Source organism: Sphingobacterium sp. R2 (assembly GCF_040760075.1).
GTDB lineage: Bacteria > Bacteroidota > Bacteroidia > Sphingobacteriales > Sphingobacteriaceae > Sphingobacterium.
This window is the reverse complement of the sequence record NZ_CP142884.1, coordinates 4,677,077-4,699,017: the sequence shown is the minus strand read 5'-3', so window position 1 is coordinate 4,699,017 and position 21,941 is coordinate 4,677,077. Positions and strand designations below refer to the sequence as shown.

24 protein-coding genes, 1 tRNA gene and 2 pseudogenes are annotated in these 21,941 nt (G+C 37.9%); 20 read left to right on the top strand and 7 right to left on the bottom strand.

The window, feature by feature from the left end; translation table 11 throughout:
* Positions 1-79 precede the first annotated feature (79 nt).
* The 4 genes from VXM68_RS19800 to VXM68_RS19785 are packed head-to-tail and all read left to right on the top strand — an operon-like array spanning position 80 to position 2,951.
* On the top strand, positions 80-931 hold the full coding sequence (locus tag VXM68_RS19800; RefSeq protein ID WP_367209783.1) for an ATP-binding cassette domain-containing protein: 852 nt from the start codon (positions 80-82) through the stop codon (positions 929-931).
* Positions 915-1,724: a hypothetical protein gene (locus VXM68_RS19795; RefSeq protein ID WP_367209782.1), complete on the top strand. Its 810-nt coding sequence runs from the start codon at positions 915-917 to the stop codon at positions 1,722-1,724. The genes VXM68_RS19800 and VXM68_RS19795 overlap by 17 nt, the downstream gene beginning before the upstream one ends.
* Before the next feature lies 1 nt (position 1,725).
* The gene (locus tag VXM68_RS19790) at positions 1,726-2,109 is read left to right on the top strand and encodes a GntR family transcriptional regulator (protein WP_367209781.1); all 384 of its coding nucleotides are present in this window, start codon (positions 1,726-1,728) and stop codon (positions 2,107-2,109) included.
* The gene (locus VXM68_RS19785) at positions 2,106-2,951 is read left to right on the top strand and encodes a hypothetical protein (RefSeq protein ID WP_367209780.1); all 846 of its coding nucleotides are present in this window, start codon (positions 2,106-2,108) and stop codon (positions 2,949-2,951) included. Before VXM68_RS19790 ends, VXM68_RS19785 begins: the two co-directional genes overlap by 4 nt.
* A gap of 95 nt (positions 2,952-3,046) precedes the next feature.
* On the opposite strand, the gene VXM68_RS19780 is transcribed toward VXM68_RS19785, so the two are convergent.
* The 3 genes from VXM68_RS19780 to prmC form a co-directional block, all read right to left on the bottom strand.
* Positions 3,047-4,084 carry a LacI family DNA-binding transcriptional regulator gene (locus VXM68_RS19780; protein ID WP_367209779.1) on the bottom strand — a complete coding sequence of 346 codons (1,038 nt, stop codon included), beginning with the start codon at positions 4,082-4,084 and terminating at the stop codon, positions 3,047-3,049.
* Positions 4,085-4,372: 288 nt separating this feature from the next.
* Positions 4,373-4,445 (bottom strand) — tRNA-Lys (locus tag VXM68_RS19775).
* 115 nt (positions 4,446-4,560) lie between these two features.
* A complete protein-coding gene (prmC, locus tag VXM68_RS19770) occupies positions 4,561-5,421 on the bottom strand; it encodes a peptide chain release factor N(5)-glutamine methyltransferase (RefSeq protein WP_367209778.1) in 861 nt (286 codons plus the stop codon).
* A gap of 34 nt (positions 5,422-5,455) precedes the next feature.
* On the opposite strand from prmC, the gene ribD reads away from it, so the two are divergent.
* The 5 genes and pseudogenes from ribD to VXM68_RS19745 all read left to right on the top strand — a co-directional run bounded on the left by ribD (position 5,456) and on the right by VXM68_RS19745 (position 7,849).
* Positions 5,456-6,502 (top strand): bifunctional diaminohydroxyphosphoribosylaminopyrimidine deaminase/5-amino-6-(5-phosphoribosylamino)uracil reductase RibD, encoded by a 1,047-nt coding sequence (gene ribD / locus VXM68_RS19765; RefSeq protein ID WP_367209777.1) that lies wholly within the window; start codon positions 5,456-5,458, stop codon positions 6,500-6,502.
* Positions 6,503-6,563: 61 nt separating this feature from the next.
* Positions 6,564-7,262, top strand: a complete 699-nt coding sequence (locus VXM68_RS19760; protein WP_367209776.1) for a DUF2851 family protein — start codon at positions 6,564-6,566, stop codon at positions 7,260-7,262.
* Positions 7,263-7,278: 16 nt separating this feature from the next.
* Positions 7,279-7,584 carry a DUF2851 family protein gene (locus tag VXM68_RS19755; protein WP_367209775.1) on the top strand — a complete coding sequence of 102 codons (306 nt, stop codon included), beginning with the start codon at positions 7,279-7,281 and terminating at the stop codon, positions 7,582-7,584.
* A 16-nt stretch (positions 7,585-7,600) separates the two neighbouring features.
* Positions 7,601-7,645, top strand: a pseudogene (locus VXM68_RS19750) (hypothetical protein); the annotation flags it as partial.
* Between the two features lie 15 nt (positions 7,646-7,660).
* Positions 7,661-7,849, top strand: coding sequence for a hypothetical protein (locus VXM68_RS19745; RefSeq protein WP_367211318.1), 189 nt, complete (start codon positions 7,661-7,663; stop codon positions 7,847-7,849).
* On the opposite strand, the gene VXM68_RS19740 is transcribed toward VXM68_RS19745, so the two are convergent.
* Positions 7,846-8,496 (bottom strand): ankyrin repeat domain-containing protein, encoded by a 651-nt coding sequence (locus VXM68_RS19740; protein ID WP_367209774.1) that lies wholly within the window; start codon positions 8,494-8,496, stop codon positions 7,846-7,848. The two genes, VXM68_RS19745 and VXM68_RS19740, sit on opposite strands and share 4 nt — an antisense overlap.
* A 347-nt stretch (positions 8,497-8,843) precedes the next feature.
* Here VXM68_RS19740 and VXM68_RS19735 point away from each other — a divergent pair, with 347 nt between their 5' ends.
* The 8 genes from VXM68_RS19735 (at position 8,844) to VXM68_RS19700 (ending at position 15,727) form a co-directional block, all read left to right on the top strand.
* Complete coding sequence (locus tag VXM68_RS19735; protein ID WP_293954769.1) at positions 8,844-9,413, top strand: UbiX family flavin prenyltransferase; 570 nt, start codon at positions 8,844-8,846, stop codon at positions 9,411-9,413.
* A gap of 215 nt (positions 9,414-9,628) precedes the next feature.
* Positions 9,629-10,897: a dihydroorotase family protein gene (locus VXM68_RS19730; protein ID WP_294182673.1), complete on the top strand. Its 1,269-nt coding sequence runs from the start codon at positions 9,629-9,631 to the stop codon at positions 10,895-10,897.
* 5 nt (positions 10,898-10,902) lie between these two features.
* Positions 10,903-11,577 (top strand): hypothetical protein, encoded by a 675-nt coding sequence (locus VXM68_RS19725; protein WP_293954773.1) that lies wholly within the window; start codon positions 10,903-10,905, stop codon positions 11,575-11,577.
* A 4-nt stretch (positions 11,578-11,581) separates the two neighbouring features.
* Positions 11,582-12,184, top strand: a complete 603-nt coding sequence (locus tag VXM68_RS19720; RefSeq protein WP_293954775.1) for a DUF4199 domain-containing protein — start codon at positions 11,582-11,584, stop codon at positions 12,182-12,184.
* A 98-nt stretch (positions 12,185-12,282) separates the two neighbouring features.
* The gene (locus tag VXM68_RS19715; protein ID WP_293955087.1) at positions 12,283-13,233 is read left to right on the top strand and encodes a glycosyltransferase family 2 protein; all 951 of its coding nucleotides are present in this window, start codon (positions 12,283-12,285) and stop codon (positions 13,231-13,233) included.
* Positions 13,234-13,239: 6 nt separating this feature from the next.
* Entirely contained in the window at positions 13,240-14,367 is a 1,128-nt protein-coding gene (locus tag VXM68_RS19710) for a glycosyltransferase (protein WP_294182670.1), read from the top strand.
* A 355-nt stretch (positions 14,368-14,722) separates the two neighbouring features.
* Positions 14,723-15,490 carry an MBL fold metallo-hydrolase gene (locus tag VXM68_RS19705; RefSeq protein ID WP_367209773.1) on the top strand — a complete coding sequence of 256 codons (768 nt, stop codon included), beginning with the start codon at positions 14,723-14,725 and terminating at the stop codon, positions 15,488-15,490.
* Between the two features lie 81 nt (positions 15,491-15,571).
* Positions 15,572-15,727, top strand: coding sequence for a lmo0937 family membrane protein (locus VXM68_RS19700; RefSeq protein ID WP_209574636.1), 156 nt, complete (start codon positions 15,572-15,574; stop codon positions 15,725-15,727).
* A 6-nt stretch (positions 15,728-15,733) separates the two neighbouring features.
* Here VXM68_RS19700 and ispD read toward each other — a convergent pair whose 3' ends face one another.
* Positions 15,734-16,417, bottom strand: a complete 684-nt coding sequence (ispD, locus tag VXM68_RS19695; RefSeq protein WP_367209772.1) for a 2-C-methyl-D-erythritol 4-phosphate cytidylyltransferase — start codon at positions 16,415-16,417, stop codon at positions 15,734-15,736.
* 79 nt (positions 16,418-16,496) lie between these two features.
* Complete coding sequence (gene queA / locus VXM68_RS19690) at positions 16,497-17,546, bottom strand: tRNA preQ1(34) S-adenosylmethionine ribosyltransferase-isomerase QueA (protein WP_293954783.1); 1,050 nt, start codon at positions 17,544-17,546, stop codon at positions 16,497-16,499.
* A gap of 184 nt (positions 17,547-17,730) precedes the next feature.
* On the opposite strand from queA, the gene VXM68_RS19685 reads away from it, so the two are divergent.
* From VXM68_RS19685 to VXM68_RS19675, 3 genes are all read left to right on the top strand, one after another.
* Complete coding sequence (locus VXM68_RS19685) at positions 17,731-18,975, top strand: ABC transporter permease (protein WP_293954785.1); 1,245 nt, start codon at positions 17,731-17,733, stop codon at positions 18,973-18,975.
* An 81-nt stretch (positions 18,976-19,056) separates the two neighbouring features.
* A complete protein-coding gene (locus tag VXM68_RS19680) occupies positions 19,057-19,626 on the top strand; it encodes a DUF2306 domain-containing protein (protein WP_367209771.1) in 570 nt (189 codons plus the stop codon).
* Positions 19,623-20,537 carry a YARHG domain-containing protein gene (locus VXM68_RS19675; protein ID WP_367209770.1) on the top strand — a complete coding sequence of 305 codons (915 nt, stop codon included), beginning with the start codon at positions 19,623-19,625 and terminating at the stop codon, positions 20,535-20,537. The genes VXM68_RS19680 and VXM68_RS19675 overlap by 4 nt, the downstream gene beginning before the upstream one ends.
* Positions 20,538-20,634: 97 nt before the next feature.
* Here VXM68_RS19675 and hisD read toward each other — a convergent pair.
* Positions 20,635-21,920, bottom strand: a pseudogene (gene hisD, locus VXM68_RS19670) (histidinol dehydrogenase).
* Between the last annotated feature and the right edge of the window lie 21 nt (positions 21,921-21,941).

The following is a 21,941-nucleotide window of genomic DNA, read 5'->3' as shown; positions in this document are numbered from 1 at the left end:
CCTGTATTTTTTTAAAATATTTTTGGAATTATATAAAATTCGTTTCTATATTGGTGTATTAATTAAATAATACAGTAGTATGGTTACTATCCAAAATCTAAATTTCAGCTATAGTAAATCAAGGCCACTCTTTCTTCATATGGATCTTGAATTGAAGCAGGGGCATATCTATGGCTTGTTGGGGAAGAATGGTGCTGGTAAATCAACTTTGCTTAAGAATATTGCTGGTTTGGTATATCCTGTTTCGGGGCGAGTTGATGTGCTGGGGCATAACCCTAATCGAAGGGAACCTTCCTTGTTAAGAGAGATTAGTTTTATTCCCGAAGAGTTTTATCTCCCTGCCGTAAAATCAGAACAGTTTCTGAAGGCTAATGCAGGGTTCTACCCCAACTTCGATCAGGTATATTTTGATCAGCTTATTCGTGAGTTCGATATTCCCATTGACCAAAAATTAGCAAACATGAGTTATGGACAGAAAAAGAAATATATTATTTCTTTCGGTTTAGCGTCTAACACGAAAGTGATCATCATGGATGAGCCAACGAATGGTTTGGATATTCCTTCTAAGGTTCAGTTTCGAAAGATCATGGCTTCTGCCATTACTGACGATCGATGTGTAATTATCTCCACACACCAGGTGCGTGATCTGGATAATCTTATTGATGCTGTTATTTTGCTTGATGATCATAAGGTTGCACTAAACGCTCCGATGCATGTGATTACTGATCGCTTATGCTTTAAAAAAGTAAGAGAGTTGCCTTTGGATACACTCTATTCCGAAGAAGGAGTAGGCGGTTTTAATGTTATTCTCCCAAACTCGGCGGCAGAAGATTCGAAACTGGATTTGGAGTTGCTATTTAATGCAGTGTTACAGTGCAAGGAAAAAATTACGGACCTTATTAAACATGATGAATATGTCAAATCTATTTAATGCTACGCGTTTTTTTGGACTGATTCGAAGACAATGGATTGGTTTTGGACGAATTTATCTGATGTCAATAGGGATTATTGCCGGGGTAATTTTTGGTTTTTATGCAGTTAATTTGGGATCAAATTATGATGGGATCAAAAATCAGACTGCTTATTCGCTGCTAAATTTCAGAGCACCGTTGTTTTGTATCTTGGGACTCTTTTTTGTAACGGTTATCTCCAGCAGTTATTTTGCTGATTTAGGGAAAAAGACCCGGGCGATTTTTGAGCTGATGATTCCGGCGTCACAATTGGAAAAGTTTCTGGTCAGCTTATTCTATACGGTTGTCGTGAGTATTGGTTCATACTTATTGGTCTTTTATTTGATCGATTTGGCATTTGTTTCTTATTTGAGGAGCGTTGGTTCTGTGGTTGTAAATGAAGTACAGCCATCAGGAGAGACGGTCAGTGTGGATCTATGGCAGTACTTTTATAAGGTTCAATACCCTGAGCCGGCTTATTATTTTTGTTTTGTACCAATTCTTCTGAATGCAATTTTCTTACTTGGTGGGATCGTCTACCAAAACTATCAATATGTCAAGACGGCTATTTTTCTTGTGCTTTACTGTGTTGTTTGGATGTGTCTTTTTGTTTGCTTAATGAAGACTCAGACCCAGGATACCGTAGGTACAATGGATAATAACTATTGGTCTGATTCAAATCATATTTTTGCATTGATCGGCGCTGTAGGAGTGTTGCTTACCATAATGATTTGGGCAGTTGCTTTTTTAAGGTTAAAAGAAAAGGAGATTTGATATGGAGTTCAATGCAAATAAAGCCATTTACCTTCAGATTGCTGAGTATGTATGTGATCATATTTTGTTAGCGACCTGGAAAGTGGATGAAAAACTCCCCTCAGTAAGGGAATTGGCAATTCAGATGGAGGTTAACCCCAATACTGTTATGCGGACCTACGATATGTTGCAGCAGAAAGAAATTATAGCCAATAAGCGCGGGATCGGTTTTTTTCTGACACAAGAATCGGTGAAGAATGTGAAGTTATATAGAAAGGCAATTTTTCTAGAAGAAGATCTTCCCTTGTTTTTTCGTAATATTTATTTATTGGAAATCGGTCTGGATGAGTTAGAGCAACGTTATAGACGGTTTGTTAGTCAGAATTTTAATCAAAATGAGTCATGAAATTAAGTACAAAAATAATAATGGGATTAGCAATAGGCTTATTCGCGGTTCCGATGCTTGTTGCGTCCTACCTTGTTCGTATAAATCGAGTGGATGCGAAAAAATATCATGCTGATGTTGAGCAGGAGGTATCTAAGCCAGGTGCAAAGGATGTTTATTACCGGTCGTTCCCCTTGGCAGCTTTCGATAAGCTTTATATTGTAGGTACCAATGCAAGCGGTGTAGGGTTGTATTGGGTGAAAAGCGATAAGTTTATGGTTAAAGTTAATAAAAGTCAAGCCGACTTTGTGAAAGCGAATGTCGATCAATCTGGCAATCTTACCTTAGATCTTTTATCAGGAGGAGAGGGGTTTTATAAGTCAATCTATATTTTTTCACCTGATCTTAAGATTTTAAAATTAAAAAATGCGGGTATCAACGAGTTTTCCGCCAAGTTGAACGAGTTGACTGTTGTAGGTGATAGCGTTGAGGTATTTTCCCTTGCGGAGAAATCTGTTATAAATACATTGAACCTGAACCTGACAAATTCCACTATTGATGATCTTGGCGGGACGGACAGTAAGGGGAATTCTCTTGTTGGTCGTTTATTTGTTAACACGACGAATAGTGTTTTGGGACTTCCGCGTACGAATTATCAAAGTGCAGATATTGTGGCAAACAATTCAGAAGTTTATTTCAATAGGAAAGGACCTGAAGCCAAAGTTGGTCTTCTGATTATCAAAACTGAAGGGAAATCATCTGTCCGTTTAGATAGTTTGCAATGGGGAACATTGAACGGGAATCTATCCAATGATACTAAAATAGATTTGCCTGTCCATGCATTGCGATCATTAATTAAGTAGGGTTTAATTGTTGGATGTTGCGGTCGATCGTTAATAGTAGAGATCGGTATTTTCTGAAAAGGTCAAAATTCCCTAGTGGGATTTTGACCTTTTCTTTAAAGGGATGATGTAGATTTTCGGTGTTCGATACTGCAGTCCAAAAAATACGTCTCGAATTCAAAATAATTCTTTTTGTTTTTTTTATTTAACATCTGCAAGAGGAGTTCTACCGATTTTTTTGCTATAAGCTGTGTTGGTTGGGTGATTGTTGTTAGAGATGGATTGAGACTGTTGGCAAAGGGGGTGTTGCTAAAGCCAATTAAGTTCATATCATCAGGAATTTTCACCTTCAATTTATTTAATATGTGCAAAACTTTTAATGACAAGGTGTCTGTCGTTGAGAGGAGTGCATTTGGAGCGGAGGGCTTATTTAATAACGTGTTTATTTTGCGTTCCAATTCGTCATCGATATTGTCCTTGGGGCTGGAATAGGATATTTCTATAATATTTTCTTCTTTGAAGGGTACGCCGGCGTTGAAGAGTGCATCTTTATATCCTTTTATACGGCTTACATTTCCGCCAATATCTTTACATAGTAAAAGAATGATATTTTCTCTTCTGTTTTTGATCATTTCTTCTGTTGCCTGGTAGATGACCTTGTTGTTTTGGATTCCGATTTTGAATGTATCGAGCTGATGGTTTATTCGGTCGAAAATAATAACGGGACAAACCTGCTCCATCATATAAAACAAAAGCGATAAGCTTGAATCATTTTTCACAGGGGAAATGATCACTCCTTCGATATTGCTTTGTATGCAAAGTTCCAGCGCTTCTTTTTCCTTTTTCTCGTCGTTAAAAGTCTGCAATAGAATCAGTTTATAATTCGTCTGCGATAGAATGTGCGAGATCTCTTCGTAGAAATCAAAGAAAAAAGAGCTTGAGATAAATGGAACAATGATTGCTAATGTGTTTGAACGCCCCGTTTTTAAGCTTTTTGCGGAAAAATTTGGTATATAATTGATTTTCTGCGTAAAATCTAAGATTAGCTTTTTTGTTTCTGCACTTATTTCATGGCTATCGTTTAGTGCTTTGGAAATGGTTCCTGGAGACAGGTTTAACTGTTGGCCAATCTCTTTTAACGTAAATCTCTTCATGTGCTCGATCCTCTTTCATTGATTACAAATGTTCTAGCGTCAATACGATGGTAAGATAGCGCTAGAATTATTCTTGAATTATCGGTTACTATTTTTAATGTATTGACATCGTAAATTCTTGAAATTATAAAGATAAGATAAAAAACATTTTTTCAAATGGAGATCAAGAAAACCATTATGAACGAGAAGTTCGTTTTTTTTTAGTTTTTCATTTTAACAAATCGTTTTTGCGTAAATTAGGTGGGTACTAAACGAAAAAAGCTAATCCTGCGATTAGCTTTTCTTTTGTGATCCCGCTGGGATTCGAACCCAGGACCCATACATTAAAAGTGTATTGCTCTACCAGCTGAGCTACGGAATCCTTTCTGTTTTTGAAAGTGATGCAAAGGTAGAATTTCTTTTGATATATGCCAAATTATTGCGTGCAAATTTTGATGAAAAGGCCTTAACTGCTTAATAAATAAACGGATTATTTTTTATCGCGCTTTTTTTGCATGGATTATTCGGTCTGCTCCATTGATATCTTTGATTAATATAACTTGTTCAAATCCTTTTTTGATCATAAGATCTTTCATTTCTGGACCGAGATATTGATTGATTTCAAAATATAGATCTCCATCTGGGGTTAAATGTTTCAAAGCAAAGGATGAAATAACATCATAAAAAATCAATGGAGCACTTTCTTCAATGAATAATGCGAGCTCAGGTTCATAAGCCAATACGTTTTGATTCATATGCTGCTTTTCTCCCGGGGTTATATAGGGCGGATTGGATACAATGATATTGTATTGTTGGTCGGAGAAAATGTATTCCCATTCAAATATATCCGCATTGATAAATTGAACCTGAGTTTTTAAATTTCTAGCATTTTCCTGTGCCGTCTTTATCGCCTCTTTTGAGATGTCCATCGTGGTTACTTGGGCATTATTAAGATGCTTTGCTAAGATGATAGGGATGCAGCCAGATCCAGTTCCGATATCTATAATTTTAAGGCTTTGAGAAGATTTGTGGTTTTTGATGATCAGATCGACAAGTTCTTCAGTTTCCTGGCGTGGAATGAGGACCGATTCATTGACCTGGAAAACTTCACCATAAAAATCTGCTTTATTGAGAATGTACTGTATAGGTCTGTGCTTTTTTAAATCCTGAAGGATGCTAAGTGCTTCAGCCTTATCCGCCTCGTTGACGATAGCTGTTTTTCTCAATTGATAATTGGTTCTATTTAACCCAAACTTTTCGGCAACAACCACTAAGAATATTGCTTTTATTTCATCCTCCTCATATAACTCCTGAAGCTCATGTTGAAATAATAATTCGAAATCTTGAAGTATTTCCATGTGTCAAAGGTACGATTTTCATAGATTTGTATCTATGGATATGCACAGGCAATATATGCATCGTTGTTTGGAACTGGCCGAAATGGGGGCGGGTTCAGTGAGTCCCAATCCAATGGTTGGGGCTGTCATTGTTTTGGACGGTAAAATTATTGGTGAAGGGTATACTTCTCCGTATGGTGGACCGCATGCTGAAGTCAATGCTGTACAACAGGTTATGCAAAGGTATGGGGAAGAAGCAAAACGGCTTATCGCAGAAAGTACTTTTTATGTCAGCCTTGAACCTTGCGCGCATTATGGGAAGACACCTCCCTGTGCCAATATGATTGCGGAGCTGAAACCGTTGAAAGTTTTTATAGCCTGTTTGGATCCTTTCGCAAAGGTCAATGGCAAAGGAGTAGAAATACTACGGGAAGCTGGTATTGCGGTTGAAATTGGTTTACTGGAAAAAGAGGCCATATGGCTCAACCGTCGATTTTTTACCCGTATCGGTCAATTTCGTCCCTATGTTATTTTAAAATGGGCACAAACCAAGGATGGTTTTATAGGGCAAGAAGGTAAGCAGATTTGGATAAGTAATGCTGCAAGCCAACAGTTGGTTCACCGTTGGCGAGCAGAAGAGGATGCTATTTTGGTCGGTACAAATACTGCAATCGTAGATAATCCCAGTCTGACCGTAAGAGAATGGCAGGGCAAAAACCCATTGCGTATTCTTTTAGATAGAGATCTTGCTATTTCGCTAGATGCCAATATTCTCAATGAGCAAGCTGATACAATTGTGTTCAATGCTAAAAAGACAGAATGGACAGTAAATGTGAAGTATATTGAGCTTGAAAATTATGGTCTATATCTACCGCAAAATATCCTTTATCAACTTTATTTAATGGATGTTCAATCTATAATCATAGAAGGCGGGCGAGCAACCCTGCAAATGTTTATAGATGCGGGCCTGTGGGATGAGGCCAGGGTCTTCGAATCTGAAACGAATTTATTGAGCGGGATTACGGCTCCTCTCTTCAAGGGGCAATTGCTCGAAAGTAAATTAGTTTCCAATGATATTTTAAAGATCTATAAGAAACAGTAATTTTTGTATATTTAAGGAATTATAAGCCATAGCCGGTTAGTTGAATTCTTAAAATACAATTATGTTAGTTACAGAAAACTTAATGCAGTTTATCTGGAAACTTCGGCTATTCCGTGCAAATGGGTTAAATTCCACTGATGGTGGATCCCTAGCCGTCGTTCAAGTGGGACAATACAATACAGATTCTGGCCCCGATTTTCTCATGTCGCACATTAGATATGCAGATAGGGATTGGTTTGGTCATGTAGAAATACATGTTCAATCATCAGATTGGGACCGCCATGCTCATCAAGAAGATGTTACTTACAATAACGTGATCTTACATGTGGTTTGGAAAAATGATAAAGTTATCTACCGAAGTGATGGAACGTCTATTCCTACGTTAGTACTTTCGAACTATGTAGATAAAAATCTATTAGAAAAATATGCCAATATGATGGATACCAAAAGCTGGATTCCATGCGAATATCAACTTGGGCCTATCAATATTTTAAAAAAATCAATGTGGCTGGATACCCTGTCAATTGAACGTTTGGAAATGAAAGTTCAGCGGATTTTCGTAATTCTGAAACATTTTGGCACTGATTGGGAAAAAACCTTCTGGGTATGGATGTGTAGATCTATGGGGTTAAAAGTTAACGCAGATACTTTTCAGGAATTCGGAGAAAAACTGCCGTTGCATATTCTAAAAAAATACCGTTCAAACTTATTTAAAACGGAAGCTATTTTTTTTTGGTATCAGTGGTTTATTGCTTGGTAAACCAACTAGTGGGTATGTGAAGCGATTAGTAGACGAATTTAAATACCAACAGCATATTCACGATATTGAAATCGTTTTTGGTGTATGGAAGAGGTTGAGAATGAGACCCTATAATTTCCCCGAACGGCGGATTGCCCAATTAGCGGTTTTGTTTAGTAAGAATGAGTTGGGGGTGGCAAAGCTTTTGGGCGTTGATAGTTTGGAGGCGGCGAGAAAATTATTTAAAATTGAATCTTCAAGCGATTTTTGGGAATCACGATTTTCTTTAGGCACAAAAGAAAAAGTTAAAAAAAAGTGCTTGGATCGGGAAAGAAACTGTTGATCTTCTGGTTATTAATGTGGTTGTTGTATTTCTTTTTTCATATGGAAAATATTTTGGCATTCAGTCCTATATTGAAATGGCTTTACAGTTATTGGAGGAGCTTCCTGCTGAAAATAATAATATCGTGCGGCGATTTGCTAAACATAATTGGGATGTTAAAGACGCAGGCAAGACGCAAGGAATGTTGCAGCTGAAGGAGTTTTACTGCGATAAGAAACGTTGTCTTCATTGCAGAATCGGTATGGAGATTTTAAAAGGTAACTAGTTCTTTAAAATTTCTGCAATTTCTTTATGGCCTTTTTCATACGCCAGATCCATTGGAGATAGTCCTGAAATGTTGATTATTCTTGTATCTGCTCCGTTTTCAAGTAAGGCAACAATAAAATTTATATTACCATATTGGGCAGCAAAATGAAGCGGAGTTTCGCCTGTGGCGTGAATGGCATTGACATTCGCGCCCGCATCGATAAGCAATTTTCCAATTTCTTCATTGTTGTTTGAGGCGGCAATATGCAATGCTGTAGTGAGCTGTTCATTTTTGGTTACGGTGTTTGGATTTGCACCTTTGGATAGCAATAGACGAACAATGTCTACTTTGTTGAAATATGTAGCTAAGGTCAATGGCGTAAAACCCTGCGATGACCATTTATTGATAACAGAAGGGACCTTCGAAATAATAGCCTCAAGATAGGATGTTAATCCTGCTGCACAAGCCTCATGTACAGTCATGGACTTAGTGTGTTGTAAAAGTACCCTTATGATCTGAGGTTTGTTGTAATAGCATGCTAATAGAAGGGGCGAAATTCCATGACTTGTTGTTTCCTGTAAAAGTTCAGGATTTCCAATCAATAACAGATCTATGTCGTTGCTTTTTCCTTGTTCTATGTATTGTTCTAAAATGGAGAGGCTCATGTGTTTGTTAATTGTCTAAGTTCTTTACTAAAATAAACTTTATTCATGACAATAAATGTTTGATTGGAGAAATTATTGATAATTTATGATGCTCCATATCCGAATTAAAAGTGAGAGGTGCGCTTTTTTTAAAAGGTGTATGGAGATCGAAAAAGCCCAAAAAGCGTATTTTTTGATTTTTTATATACACAAATGTGTAGTAATGCACATAATATTTCCGTAAATTAAAAAGTAGATGTACTTTTGTTAAGCCCCTCCCAAGGGCATGTTTTTCATAGGTAGATGTAGGGTCGGGTGTTTCTCACTACGACCCTTTTTTTATAGCTTTGTTTTATATTTTAAAAGAGATGTCTAAAAGGAAGATAGTTATAGCCATTACGGGAGCTAGTGGCTCAATTTATGCTAAAGTTTTACTTGAAAAGCTGTTGGTGTTAAAAACACAAATCGCTGAAGTTGGTATTGTCATGTCGAATAATGCGAAGGATGTATGGCGTGCGGAATTAGGCGATGAAAGTTACCAGGATGTACCTTTTAAATTTTATGATAAAGGAGATTTTTTTGCTCCTTTCGCATCGGGGTCCGCTCGCTATGATACCATGATTGTATGTCCTTGTTCGATGGGTACATTGTCGCGAATAGCGCATGGCATATCCTCAGATCTGACAACACGCGCTGCTGATGTCATCTTAAAAGAGCGACGACGATTGATTTTGGTTACACGTGAGACACCTTTAAGTATCATTCACATTCAGAATATGAAATTGGTGACAGAGGCAGGTGGCATCATTTGTCCGGCATCGCCTTCATTTTATAGTTTGCCAAAGACGCTTGAAGAAGTAGCAGAAACCGTTGTTGATCGTATTTTGAGTCTTGCTGGATTTGACTTTAAGCATTATCAATGGGGAGAAAATTCCTAGGTAATCGTTGCCGAAATCTATTTTTAATGTTCTTTAATAAATTTGTATTTTGTAACTTTGTTTCTCGAAATGAAGCAATCACAAGCATCAAGCGAAAAAGTTATTTATAGCTATATGATTTATAGTGATAAAGCGCCTTTCTACCTGTTCACAATGCACAAGCTATGTGCTTCGATTAAAACTTTGTACCCTTTTAATTTCAATCACAATCATATATGAAAAGCTTATTGATTACTTCTGTTAAAGTAATTTTACCTGGTAATAAATTTCATCAGCAGCAAGTGGATGTATTTATTGAAGAGGGAAAGATTGCACAGATTGGAAAATCTGTCAAATTAGCGGATAAAGATCGTGAGACCATTGATGGCTCCGGAAAAATTTTAGCGCCTGGTTTTTTTGACTTACATGCCAATTTTGGAGAGCCCGGGCTAGAAACCAAAGAAGATATCTTAAGCGGAACAGCTGCAGCTGCTGCAGGTGGCTTTACTGGAGTAGCCGTGATGCCCAATACTGAGCCACCTATTCAAAGCCGTTCAGAAGTGGCCTTAATTGTCAATACTGCGAAAGGAAATATTGTGGATGTACATCCTATTGGTGCTATCAGCAAAAAGAGAGAAGGCAAAGAATTGGCCGAATTATTTGATATGAAGCAAACCGGGGCTGTTGCTTTTAGTGATGGAAATAGGAGTGTTCAACAAGCGGGACTAATGAGCAGAGCATTGTTGTATGCTAAGGGGTTTAATGGATTAATTTTTTCGCATGCTGAAGATGAGTCGATGGCAGGAGGAAACAAGATGAATGAAGGGGCTATGAGTACTTATTTAGGTATGAAGGGTATTCCAAACCTTGCCGAATCATTGATGGTTTCTCGCGATCTCTATTTAGCAGAATATACAGGAGCACCTATTCATTTTGCTTCCATAAGCACACCGGAAGCTGTTGATCTGATAAAAAAAGCAAAAGCTAAAGGTCTTCAAGTCACATGCGATGTTGCCGCACATCAATTGGTGTTTACTGACGAAGATATTGTTGGTTTCGATAGCAATTACAAGGTTAGCCCCCCATTAAGAACGAAAGCAGATCTTAAGGTATTACTTAAAGGAATCAAGGATGGAACTATTGATGCTGTTGTCTCGCAACATACACCGCAAGAAATAGAATTCAAAAATGTCGAATTCCATATTGCCAAAAATGGCATTATTGGTTTGCAGACAGTGCTGCCGCTGTTGATTCGTGCCGGATTGAACGAAGAACAAATTGTAAATAGCCTGTCCGTCAGACCAAGGCAAATTTTAGGACTTGAAGTACCTCAGATTGAAGAGGGAGCAGAAGCCAATCTTGTTTTATTTGACGCATCGAAAGCATGGAATTTCGATGAGAAAACCAATAAATCCAAATCAAAAAATTCACCTTTATTCGGAAAGACCTTAAACGGTGCTGTCGAATTGGTCATCAACAATAGTCAAATTATTAAAAACGATTAAAAACCATGGAAGCAAATATTAAAGCAGCCGTTGAGGCAGGTATATTAAATTATGGCAAGGTTGATGGAATTTCGACTGCACCGGAATTTCTTGAAAGGATTATTCGCGTATTCAACAACGAAGTAAGCTATTTGGAAAAGTTAGAACTGTTGGATCAGTCTTTCGATGACTATCCTTTGTTTGACGAACTTCGCGAAGTATATGTTGATCTTTTATTGATGAATTTTTTCTCTAACGATGTATTGAAGCTGGAAGATGATTATTTGGATTCAGAAGAATGGGAAGCGATCGAAGATGAAACCATCGATCGTGGAACGGAATTGTTGAATATTTTTCTTTATTTAGGCGAATGTAAAGACGATGAGATTGAACCTGAATTGGATGACTTCTTAAAAGAGTTTTTACTAGTTGATGAAGACGAGTTTCAAGACGAGCATGAAATTTATGAAGATATTATTGCTAACCAAATTGTGGTAGATAGTCCATATGCTGAAATCGCGAAAGTCGGTAAAGGAATAAATCCGAAAAGCGAGGTTTATGAACTTTTCTATCCCATTATGAGCTTTTTTAGTGAATTCAAGCCCTCTGAAAAGCAATTTGAGGAATATGCTGAAGCGTCTTCCAATAAGGCTTTTGATATTGCCCTTTACCAAATAATGAGTACTTATTATAATAAATAGTTTTATGGCAGATTTAATCAACCCAAGTAATGTAGGATTTGATGCGGTAATCGACAAAAAGAAAAGTATTATCTATGGTGTCATACTGGGAATAATTTCTTTTATCCTAGGATTAATTGTCCTGTTTATTGTCAAAGACTTAAATTCCTTTTGGGGTGTAATGTCGATGTCATTTATCGTTAATACAGGGGTTTTCGTTATTATTGCTGCCTTGTTCGCTTTCGCTCTTCGGAAAGCAAATGGTGGTTACTGGAATTTTTCAATAGCATTGAAATCGATCTTTATGATGCTTGCTATTTCCACTATTATTTCCACGATCGGTACACAGCTCTATGTTAACTTCGTTAATCCAACGTTACAAGAAAAGGTTGTAACTCATACCATTAACGTAACCATTGAGTATATGGAAAAGAATAATGTTCCCGACGAAGTTATCGATTCAAAAATAGCGGAGCTTGAAAAACAAGTTGATTCTATCGGCAAAATTACCTTAGGACAAATATTTAAGGGGTTGGCGATCACTTTGATGTTTCAATTTGTTTTTGCATTGTTACTGTCAGCTTTGACAAAGCGAGAAAGATTAACGATTAGACAGGACACCATTTAGTGCCTAACAAAATAAAACTGTTCCTACAAGGTATTGCTGAAAAAGTAATACCTTTGTTACTATTTTAACACTATACTTTTAGCATGATTAACATTCACATGGATATTTCTGTTGTTGTTCCTTTGTTTAATGAAGAAGAATCCTTACCCGAATTGACAGCTTGGATCGACCGTGTTATGGCGGCCAATCATTTTTCATACGAAATTATTTTAGTTGATGATGGAAGTAAAGATCATTCCTGGAAGGTTATCGAAGAGTTAAAGTTAAACAACACGAATATTTCTGCTATCAAATTCCGACGTAACTATGGAAAATCTGCAGCATTAAATGTGGGTTTTGCTGCTGCACAAGGTGATGTCGTTATTACAATGGATGCTGATCTTCAGGATAGTCCCGATGAGATTCCTGAATTGTACGACCGAATCATAAATAAGGGGGCTGACCTAGTATCGGGATGGAAACAAAAACGATATGATCCGTTAACCAAAACCTTACCTACCAAATTGTTTAATGGTGTGACAAGGTCGATGTCTGGCATTCACAACCTGCATGATTTTAACTGTGGTCTAAAAGCCTACAAAAAGGAGGTTGTTAAAAATATCGAAGTGTATGGTGAAATGCACCGTTATATACCTGTAATTGCAAAATGGGCAGGATTTACAAATATAGAAGAACAGATCGTACAGCATTATCCACGAAAATACGGTACAACCAAATTCGGTCCTGGCCGCTTTGTGAAAGGGTTCCTCGATTTATTGTCCATATTTTTTGTTGGTAAGTTTTCAAAGAGGCCGATGCATTTTTTTGGGGGTATGGGCGTTATTAGTTTTCTGGCAGGTTTATTTATATCTATTTATCTAATTTGCCATAAATTGATAAGTATTGCCAGCGGAACACCTTTTAGGGACATAACAGATCAACCATTGTTTTTCTTTGCGCTAACAGCTATTATTTTGGGCACGCAATTATTTCTGACAGGTTTCTTAGCAGAATTAGTCTCTAGAAGCAGCTCCGATCGGAATAATTATCAAATTGAGAAAGTCATTTAAGTCGTTATGCGTATTGTGATTTTAGGATCTGCTTACCCACTAAGGGGGGGTGGGATAGCGTCTTTTAATGAACGGTTAGCATCCCACTTTCAGCAGTTAGGTCATGAAGTGGATATCTACTCGTTCAGTCTGCAGTATCCAAATTTTCTTTTTCCGGGAAAGTCACAATACTCGGATGAGCCTGCGCCAGAGGGACTTCATATCAAAACAAAAATAAATTCCATCAATCCATTTAATTGGATTAGTGTGGGCAAGGAACTTAAAAATGCTAAATATGATCTCCTTATCGTGCGATTTTGGATGCCCTTTTTTGGACCATGCTTGGGTACTATCCAGCGACAGGTTCGTAAGAATAGGCATACTAAAATAGTATGTATCGCTGATAATATAATTCCCCATGAACAGCGGCTAGGGGATAAGCTATTGATTCGGTACTTTTTGAAATCTGTTGATGCTTGTCTCACCATGAGCAAAAGCGTTCTGTCGGACCTCAAATTGCTAAGCCCGAAAATGCCTGCGGTGTATACTCCTCATCCCCTTTACGATAACTATGGCACTCAGCAAAGTAAAAAGGAAGCTCGTAGACGACTTAACATTGATCAAGAGGGGAAAGTGATCTTGTTCTTTGGATTTATTCGTCGATACAAAGGCTTAGATATTTTGTTGCAGGCTTTAGACGATGCCAGGCTGCGTGAGATGGGGGTTAAATTGTTGCTTGCTGGAGAATTTTATGATGACCCTGCGTTATACTTGGATCTTATAAAGAAGTATAAACTCGAAGAGTTTATTCTTATGCATACCGATTTTATTCCAAATCAGGAGGTAGGGTGTTATTTTTCGGCCGCGGATTGTGTCGTGTTACCTTATCGTAGCGCTACGCAAAGTGGGATCACTCAAGTTGCTTATCATTTTGATCTTCCAATGATTGTGAGTAATGTCGGTGGGTTGCCCGAATTGGTTCAAGATAGTTATGTTGGTTATGTTGTTGAACCCAAAGCAGAGGAAATCGCAGAATGCATTTTTTCTTTTTACCATTACAACAAAGAAGAACAATTTAGAACAAATATTAAAGACGAAAAAAGAAAATATAGCTGGGATACTTTCGGTAATGAACTTCTTAAATTGGCGCATTGATCGCTAAGGGTTATTTTATTTGTATATAAAATCAAATTTATCTAAGTTTGGAATACTGAGGAAGAATTTTAAAAGAAGGAGAGATTTTGTTGCCGTTTACACAAAGCAGCTTAACTAAGCTGGAGGAATTTTTTAAGGAACAAGGGTATAAAGTTAGGTACGAAAAGGGGTCATTCCGTACAGGTGCTTGTATGTTGCAAACGACAAAAGTTGTAGTAGTCAATAAGTTTTCGAATCTTGAAATAAAAATCCAGTCATTGTGGAACATATTATTGGATATTGAAATTGATTCGGAGGCCATTTCTGAGAAGCTTCTTCCAATTTATGAAGAGGTATTGAAATCAAAAATTATAGCTTGAGAGTTACATTTTTAGGAACCGGAACATCCCAGGGGGTGCCTGTCATAGCGTGCCAATGTCAGGTTTGCCAGTCTGAAGATCAGCGTGATAAAAGATTACGTTCTTCTATCCTTATTGAGTATAATCAACATACAATAGTGGTCGATACTGGTCCAGATTTTAGGTATCAGATGTTGCGCGAGAAAGTTATGCACTTAGATGCTGTGTTAATGACACACCCACATAAAGATCATATTGCTGGTTTGGATGATGTAAGGGCATTTAATTATCAGCAGCATAGTTCTATTTCCATTTACGGTACAGCTGATCTACACGAAGCATTAAGGCGCGAATTTTATTATGCTTTTACTGAAACGAAATACCCTGGAACCCCGAGGTTGGATTTGGAGGAGATAAGGGCTGGTGTATCTTTGCCTTTGTTCGGGAAGGAAATAATGCCTATCGAGGTGCTTCATTACAAAATGCCAGTCTTGGGCTTCAGGATCGGAGAGTTTGCCTATATCACCGATGCAAAATTTATCAGTGAAGAATCACGGCAGCTATTGAAAGGTGTTAAAGTACTTGTTGTAAACGCACTCCAGAAAGAATCTCATATTTCGCATTTAACCTTGGACGAAGCGATTGAATTTGCCTACGATATTCAGGCAGATAAAACTTATTTTACACATATAGGACACCGAATGGGGTTGCATGAAATTGTTTCGAAAGAATTGCCCGAAAACATGTTGTTGGCCTACGACAGGTTACAGCTGGAGATCAGCTAATCTATTTATTATAAAACTATATTTCCATTTTCTTTGTTATACCTATAAAAATAGATTTAGGTATTAAATTAATAAAAGAAAATGGGAAATTTACTGTATATCATCGCTGTTATTTTGGTCATCATTTGGGCGATAAGTTTTTTTGGAGGTTATGCAGCTGGCAATAACATTATTCACGTCCTTTTGGTGATTGCAATTATTGTGGTATTATTGCGTGTCATCCGCGGTAATGCGTAATACATTTCAAATCAAATTTAAATAGAGCTGGGCAATTTGTAGATCTTGAGGATAGGTGATCTTTATATTTTTAGCATCACCTTCTATAATAGCGATACTGTTGCCCATCTTCTCTACCACAGACGCATCATCCGTAAAAAGGGGATCTTCCACTTGCTGATACGATTTTAATAGTAACTCTCCATGAAATACCTGCGGCGTCTGTATTAACCAAATATGATTTCTATCTACGGCCGAATTAAAGGAAACATCTCCCATCCGGACGGATTCAATACTCTTTTGCCCTAATACAATCGCTCGATGATCATAGGCTCCTTCAAATGCTTTGTTTACAAGGTCTTCAGTAATGATAGGACGAGCCGCATCGTGTACTGCGATATAATCTTCTGAACCGATTTTAAAATTTTGCTCAATATAATTAATTCCATTTTTAACACTTTCGAATCGGGTTCTTCCACCATAAGTGAGATGGATAGGTGAAGTAAATTCATGCTCCGAGCATAGTTCATTCCAGAATTCCGCCATTACCTCACTGATTACTAGTATTACTTCCGATACAATCTTACATTGGCAAAATCGATTAATTGTATGCATGACAATGGGCAGTTCATTTAAACAAACAAACTGCTTAGGAAGGTCGCTATTCATTCTGCTTCCTGTTCCGGCTGCAACGATTATGACAAAATTCATGTTATTGAAAGTTAAGATTTATAAAAAACGTGGATAGCTTGAGACTATCCACGTTTTTTCTTTTTTATTAAACATAGGATTAAACGATTAACATCGCATCGCCATAGCTATAGAATCTATATTTTTCCTTCACAGCAACTTCATATGCATTCATTACATTTTCATAACCTGCAAACGCAGCAATCATCACTAGCAAAGTGGATTCTGGTGTGTGGAAATTTGTGATCATGGAGTTAGCGATACTGAAATCGTAAGGAGGATAAATAAACTTACTTGTCCAATCCGATGCTGCTTTTAAATGATGGTCAGCAGAAACAGAAGATTCTATTGCGCGCATAGAAGTCGTTCCTACAGCACATACGCGACGTTTATTGTCTATAGCTCTATTAACAACTTTTGCAGCTTCGTCAGTTATGATGAACTGTTCAGAGTCCATTTTATGCTTAGTTAAATCTTCCACTTCAACAGTACGAAAAGTTCCAAGACCAACGTGAAGAGTAACCTCTGCAAAATCAACGCCTTTCAATTCTAAGCGTTTCATTAATTCTCTAGAGAAATGAAGTCCAGCCGTAGGAGCGGCAACAGCTCCTTCATTTTTTGCGTAAATAGTTTGGTAGCGGAACTTGTCTTCTGGTGTAGCTTTACGCTTGATGTATTTAGGTAAAGGTGTTTCACCTAAGATCTCGATATTACGGCGGAACTCTTCATCGGTGCCATCAAATAAAAACCGGATCGTACGGCCCCTTGAAGTTGTATTATCCACGACTTCAGCAACTAGTAAGTCTTCATCGCCGAAATATAATTTATTGCCAACACGTATTTTGCGTGCAGGATCGACCAATACATCCCAAAGGCGAAGCTCATTGTTCAATTCACGCAGCAAGAAAACTTCAATCGTAGCTCCAGTTTTCTCTTTATTACCATAAAGACGCGCTGGAAAAACTTTAGTATTGTTTAAAATCATGACATCTTTGTCATCGAAATAATCCAATACATCTTTGAAAATTTTGTGTTCAATTTTACCACTATCTCTGTGTAGGACCATCAAGCGCGATTCGTCACGATTTTCAGAAGGTTCAGAAGCAAGTAATGATTCTGGTAAGTTGAATTTAAATTGAGATAACTTCATCTTTAATGATATATATTTTAATGTCTACCTTTTAGTGCATTACAGTGCACCAAATATTAGGCTGCAAAAAGCATACAAAGTTATAACTTTTTTGGGTATAGACAGGCGGTAATTCTAATTAAGTAGATATTTTTAACGATTTTGACATTAAATCAAAACTATATTGTATTTTAGAATACAAATTATGCAATTTTTTAGATTGATATTGGAGAGTTGTCAGTTTGCTTTTTCAGCATTAAAAGACAATCGTACACGCACTTTACTGTCGCTGTTGGGTGTGACCATTGGTATTTTTACGATTATTGGCGTATTCTCCGCAGTAGATACACTTCGGAATAATATTGAGGAATCAGTAAAGAAGATAGGAAGCAAGACTCTCTACATAGAAAAATGGCCTTGGGATGGAGGACCAAATTTCCCTTGGTGGAAATACTTGAATAGACCGGAACCCACGTATAATAATTATCTGGATTTAAAAAGCCGAATGACAACTGCTGAATATATGGCTTATATGATCAATATCGGCAATACGACAATAAAATATAAAAGTAATTCTGCACAGGGCTCATCGGTTAATGCCGCTACCTACGAAAACCTATATATTCAAAATTTAAATATCGTAGATGGCCGTTACTTTGCCGAAAGTGAATCTAGGGGGGGCGCCCTCGTGACTGTATTGGGAGCCAATATAGCGGAAGGACTTTTTCCTAATGATGAACCGGTTGGCAAATATATCAATATGCTAGGCCGAAAAATTCAAGTTATTGGCGTGTTAAAGAAAGAAGGAAATGGTGTATTAATCAATACCTCACCTGATGATACCGCCTTTATTCCATTTGAGCTCGCGAGGAATTTGGTCAATTATGATAATTTTTCACCAAGTATAGCGATGGTTATTAAACCGAACTATACACTGGCCGAGGCAGAGAGTGAAGCAAAGACATTAATGCGTTCAATTCGTCGTATATCTCCTCAGCGGGAGGAAAATTTTTCTATTAATCAGACAACAATGATTACAGGTGCATTGGATCAGCTCTTTGGAATAATTAATCTTGCGGGTTTTTCGATTGGTATTTTTTCAATCCTAGTCGGTGGTTTCGGTATTGCCAATATCATGTTTGTTAGCGTTAAGGAGCGTACACACATCATCGGAATTCAAAAAGCGCTGGGAGCCAAAAATTTCTTTATTCTTTCGCAGTTTTTAATAGAATCTATCGTGCTCTGCCTCTTGGGGGGAGGGATAGGTCTGATCGTTGTATATTTTTTAGCATTTCTTGTGCAGGCTGCGACTGGTGTTGCTATCGTCGTTAGTTTGAAAATGGTTATCCTGACAATTTCACTCTCTACTTTTATTGGGCTAATATCGGGCATTGTTCCTGCCTTAATGGCGTCTCGATTGGATCCCGTGGAAGCTATCCGAAGCAATTAAGGAGAAGATATGTTTAAAAAAGCTCAATTTTCGATATTGCAGGGATTTTGGCTTTTAATTTTTACCTATAGCTGTCTGCTAATGGCAGAAATCACTCTTCGCTATCGTGGTTTCTCACTCGACGCAAATTTCTTGATGATTAAACAAACGGAAATTGAAGAATTTTGGTGGTATCGCTACGTGTTTTATGTCCATGTTTGCACAGCTATCTTTGCCTTGCCTGCGGGTTTTACGCAGTTTAATACTTATCTATTAAATAAATATCCGCGAGTTCATCGGAGTATCGGGTATTTGTATGTATTCGCCATTTTGCTTTTTGCCGCTCCTTCAGGTTTGCTTATTGGATCCGTGGCAAATGGCGGATTAACATCTATCATTGCATTTGAATTATTGGGGCTTGGATGGTTTTATTTCACCTGGATGGCAGTTCGTTTGGCGAGTCACCGGAAATTCAATAAACACCGCAATTTTATGATCCGTAGTTTTGCCTTAACCTGTTCAGCACTTACGCTACGTTTTTGGAAGCTTGCTTTAGTGTACCTGTTTCAGCCCAATCCCTTGGACGTCTACCAGATTATCGCATGGCTGGGATGGATACCAAATTTGTTATTGGCAGAATTTATTATTTATCAAAAAAATCAAAAATTATGAGGAAGAACCTTTATTTAATAGTAATGCTTGGAGCAATAGTTGGCTGCAAGGACGGGAAAATTAAAAAGAATGAAGCCCATGGGACAAAGGACAGTGTTGTTGTTGAGCATGAGACACATCGGGAACTCTACGGCAACTGGGTGGGAGAATTTGTAGTTGATGAAAATACACTGCAAGAAGGAGACGGTTTGCCAATTACAGATTATTCTCCGAAGATAAATTTGACCATAAAAAAAATTACGGATAAAGGTAATATCTTCGGACAGAATGTGGTTAAAGGAAATCTGCGTCCTTTTGTGGGGAAATTGGAGGAAAATGGTGCCGATATCCGGTTATTATTGGATGAGCCCGGCGACAAAAAGTCCGACGGGCGTTTTGAAATCAAGCTTGATCACGATACGTTAATCGGCAATTGGACCGCATATGACCAAGGGGTAAAGATAAAAAAGAGAAGCTTTAAATTGTTGAAAAAGCAATTCGCATATAATCCTAATCTGATGCTGAAAAATCAGGGTGAGGAAAATGGGACTTTGGTTGACTGGATTAACGAAAAGAGAAAAGAGGAAACCGATGTAGATGGAGATTCAACTTATACATACGTCATCCAATATTATCGGTCGGCATCCCCTGCAGTTTTTACGGTCAATGCATCTAAACAAAAGTTGACCGAGAAAGACCTGAAAAATCTTAAGAAATTGGATCTGGAGATTATTCGGAATACGATTTTTGCCCGTCATGGCTATGCGTTTACTAAGCCAAGCATTCGCCAATTTTTTGAGCCTGTAGACTGGTATTTGCCTATTTCAAAAGATGTGAATGCAGATTTGAGTCCATTGGAAAAAGATAATATAGCTTTATTGACGAGATTTGAAAAATATGCAACGGATAATTATGACACTTTTGGAAGGTAGTGTATAAAATCCATTCCGAAACATTCGAAAGATCAATTTCACAAAAAGGGCTTTACAATGTAAAGCCCTTTTTGTGATTTAAACGGTCTATGTTTTATTATTTTTTTCGAATGGAAATTGCATTTTTATGCGCCTGCAAACCTTCAAGTTCAGCAAGTATTTCAACTACAGTTCCAATGTGTTGGAGCCCAGTTTCGCTAATATGTTGGAAAGTAACTTTTTTTACAAAAGAATCCACCGATACACCCGAGTAGGATCGCGCATATCCCGAGGTAGGCAGCGTGTGATTTGTACCCGAAGCATAATCACCCGCACTTTCGGGCGTCAAGTGCCCTAGAAATACTGAACCAGCGTTACTGATATAGCGTGTCAAAGACTCCCATTGATCCGTTTCCAAAATAAGGTGTTCTGGAGCGTAATCATTTGAAAATTGTAGTGCCTCCTGAAGGTTATCAACAGTGACTGCATAAGAATTGTCAATAGCTTTTGCAGCAAGTTCTTTGCGCGGTAAGACCGCCAATTGGGCTAACAGTTCTGTGTTGACCGCATCAACTATAGCTGTAGAAGTTGCAACCAAGACAGCTTGGCTGTCGACGCCGTGTTCGGCTTGTGCCAAAAGATCGGCGGCAACAAACGCCGGGTTAGCTGAATCATCAGCGACGACTAATACTTCGGATGGGCCGGCAGGCATGTCAATGCTAACATTTGCCAGACCCTGTATAATGGATTTTGCCTTCGTGACAAATTGATTTCCAGGGCCAAAAATCTTATCGACTTTGGGTATTGTCTCTGTTCCAAATCCCATAGCAGCAACAGCCTGAGCACCTCCAACCAAGTATATTCTATTTATCTTCAGTAATTTTAAACAAAAAGCGACAAACCCATTAATTTTTCCGTTGGATTGGGGGGAGAACAAACGACAATTTCTTTGCACCCAGCTATTCTTGCGGGAATACCAAGCATTAAAAGTGTGCTAGGTAAGACCGCTGATCCTCCAGGAATATAGAGACCGACTTTTTCAATAGGACGCACCTCCCGCCAGCATTTTACACCGGGCATGGTTTCAACAGTGCGTTCTCTTTTTAGTTGCGTACTATGGAATTTATGAATATTTTGAAAAGCAATTTCCAGTGCTCTTTGCTGATCACGGTCTATTGTAGATGCCAACGCATCGATATCTTCCTCGTCCAAATACAGTCGCTCAAGTTCAACATTGTCAAATTTAGCAGCATATTCGCGTAGTACGATATCTCCTTGTTGGCGTACCTGTTGAATAATTTCCTGAACAACCTCCTGTATTGCATTGTTCGGATCCGTGTTTCTGGCAACCAGTTGTTGGATTTCGGATTTTCCTAAAGTCTTGTAATCATAGTTTTTTAGCATGGTTGTATAAGTGCATCAAGT